This window comes from Pseudomonas sp. K5002, from assembly GCF_013386655.1.
GTDB lineage: Bacteria > Pseudomonadota > Gammaproteobacteria > Pseudomonadales > Pseudomonadaceae > Aquipseudomonas.
This window is the reverse complement of sequence record NZ_JACARK010000028.1, coordinates 1-3189: the sequence shown is the minus strand read 5'-3', so window position 1 is coordinate 3189 and position 3189 is coordinate 1. Positions and strand designations below refer to the sequence as shown.

General features: G+C 62.8%; 1 protein-coding gene and 1 pseudogene. Both read left to right on the top strand.

Going from position 1 to position 3189, the window contains the following annotated elements; all coding sequences use genetic code 11:
• On the top strand, window positions 1-2582 hold a 2582-nt coding region (gene acnA / locus HX846_RS01530; protein ID WP_178964828.1), incomplete at its 5' end, for an aconitate hydratase AcnA.
• A gap of 111 nt (window positions 2583-2693) precedes the next feature.
• A pseudogene (locus HX846_RS01525) lies at window positions 2694-3189 on the top strand (CPBP family intramembrane glutamate endopeptidase); the annotation flags it as partial.

Below are 3189 nucleotides of genomic sequence, written 5' to 3'. Positions count from 1 at the left end.
ACGAAAAGACCGTCACCGGCGCCGACCTCAAGGCCATTGCCGCCTGGCTCAAGGAGCGCCGCTCCGACCGCGAGATCCAATACCGCCCCGCCCGGGTGCTGATGCACGACTTTACCGGCGTGCCCGCCGTGGTCGACCTGGCCGCCATGCGCGCCGCCGTGGCCAAGGCCGGCGGTGACCCGCAACGCATCAACCCGCTGTCACCGGTGGACCTGGTGATCGACCACTCGGTGATGGTCGACAAGTTCGCCACCACCGGCGCCTTCCAGGAAAACGTCGACATCGAAATGCAGCGCAACGGCGAACGCTACGCCTTCCTGCGCTGGGGCCAGAGCGCCTTCGACAACTTCAGCGTAGTGCCACCGGGCACCGGCATCTGTCACCAGGTCAACCTGGAATACCTCGGCCGCACCGTGTGGACCAAGGATGAAGACGGCCGCACCTATGCCTTCCCCGACACCCTGGTCGGCACCGACTCCCACACCACCATGATCAACGGCCTCGGCGTATTGGGCTGGGGAGTGGGCGGGATCGAAGCGGAAGCCGCGATGCTCGGGCAGCCGGTGTCGATGCTGATCCCGGAAGTGATCGGCTTCAAGCTCACTGGCAAGCTGAAAGAAGGCATCACCGCCACTGACCTGGTGCTGACCGTCACCCAGATGCTGCGTAAAAAGGGCGTGGTCGGCAAATTCGTCGAATTCTATGGCGACGGCCTGGCAGATCTGCCACTGGCCGACCGCGCGACCATCGCCAACATGGCCCCGGAGTACGGCGCCACCTGTGGCTTCTTCCCGGTGGATGAAGTAACCCTGGACTACCTGCGCCTGTCGGGCCGTCCTGCAGAAACCGTCAAACTGGTGGAGGCCTACACCAAGGCCCAGGGCCTGTGGCGCAATGCAGGTCAGGAGCCGATCTTTACCGACAGCCTGGCGCTGGACATGGCCAGCGTCGAAGCCAGCCTGGCCGGGCCGAAACGTCCGCAAGACCGTGTCTCGCTGCCTAACGTCGGCCAGGCCTTCAGCGATTTCCTCGACCTGCAATTCAAGCCCACCAACAAGGAAGAAGGCCGCCTGGAAAGCGAAGGCGGCGGCGGTGTTGCGGTGGGCAACGCCGACCTGATCGGTGAAGCCGACTACGACTTCGAAGGCCAGACCTATCGCCTGAAAAACGGCGCGGTGGTGATCGCGGCCATTACCTCCTGCACCAACACCTCCAACCCGAGCGTGATGATGGCGGCAGGACTGGTGGCGAAAAAGGCCGTGGAGAAAGGACTGAAGAGCAAGCCCTGGGTGAAAACCTCCCTGGCGCCGGGCTCCAAAGTCGTGACTGATTACTACAAAGCGGCAGGCTTGACCCAATACCTCGACAAGCTGGGCTTCGACCTGGTGGGTTATGGCTGCACCACCTGTATCGGCAACTCCGGGCCGCTGCCCGAGCCGATCGAAAAAGCTATCCAGAAAGCCGACCTGGCCGTGGCCTCGGTGCTCTCGGGCAACCGTAACTTCGAAGGCCGGGTGCACCCCCTGGTGAAAACCAACTGGCTGGCCTCCCCGCCCCTCGTGGTGGCCTATGCCCTGGCCGGCACCGTGCGCATGGACATCAGCAGCGAACCACTGGGCACCGGCTCTGACGGAAAACCGGTGTACCTGCGGGACATCTGGCCCAGCAGCAAGGAAATCGCCGACGCCGTTGCGCAAGTCAGCACCCAGATGTTCCACAAGGAATACGCCGAGGTGTTTGCCGGTGATGAACAGTGGCAGGCCATTGAAGTGCCGCAGGCTGCGACCTACGTGTGGCAGAAGGACTCCACCTACATCCAGCACCCACCGTTCTTCGACGACATCGGCGGCCCGCTGCCGGTGATCGAAGACGTCAAGGGCGCCAACGTGCTGGCATTGCTGGGGGACTCGGTGACCACCGACCACATCTCCCCCGCCGGCAACATCAAGACCGACAGCCCGGCCGGCAAATACCTGCGCGAGCAAGGCGTCGAACCGCGGGACTTCAACTCCTACGGCTCGCGTCGCGGCAACCATGAAGTGATGATGCGCGGCACCTTCGCCAACATCCGTATCCGCAACGAAATGCTCGGCGGCGAGGAAGGCGGCAATACGATCTACATCCCTACCGGCGAGAAAATGCCGATCTATGACGCCGCCATGAAATACCAGGCCTCGGGCACCTCGCTGGTGGTGATCGCCGGCCAGGAATACGGCACCGGCTCAAGCCGTGACTGGGCGGCAAAGGGCACCAACCTGCTGGGGGTCAAGGCGGTGATCGCCGAGAGTTTCGAGCGGATTCACCGTTCCAACCTGGTGGGCATGGGCGTGCTGCCCCTGCAGTTCAAGCTGGACCAGAACCGCAAGGCACTCAAGCTGACCGGCAAGGAGAAGATCGACATCCTCGGGCTGACCAACGCCGAGATCGAGCCACGCATGAACCTGACGCTGGTGATCACCCGTGAGGATGGCAGCAGCGAGAAGGTCGAAGTGCTATGCCGCATCGACACCCTCAATGAGGTCGAGTACTTCAAGGCCGGCGGGATCCTGCACTACGTGTTGCGGCAGTTGATTGCCTCGTAACTGACACGCGCTACCCAAAACACCGCCTTCCCTGGCGGTGTTTTCATTTTTACCGTCGGTGACGCTCGGTATACTGCCGCCCTCAGATTTTGACTGTCACAAGGATTCCCCATGCTTGCATTGCCATGGCTGTACCTGGCGCTTTTTTCCATCGGCTATGTACTTGCCTTGAGCTACGGGCAATTGGGGTTAATGGCGGCGCTTTCCGTCGCCATGCTGCTGTTGGCCGGGTTTGCCGTGCGGCAACAGCGAAACCCGTGGGTACGCTATCTGGGCCACGGGCTGTTTATCGTGCTGGCGCTGGGGCTGGCGATGCATTGGCTGCCGGGGTTCTACAACGGTCGCGGGATCGCGCCGCAGCGTTTTACGGACGACGCCGTGCCTTTCTCGATGTACCTGAACCAGGACAAACCGTTGATTGGCTTCTGGCTGCTGCTGGCCTGCCCGTGGATTGTTGCGCGCCGGTCCCTGCGCCTGTCGATCTACGCCACCGCCCTGGCGTTGACACTGACGGCGATTGCCGCCCTGGGCGGCGCTGCGTTGCTGGGCGTCATCAGTTGGGCCCCGAAGTGGCCGGAGCAGGCCTGGCTGTGGGTGTTGAATAACC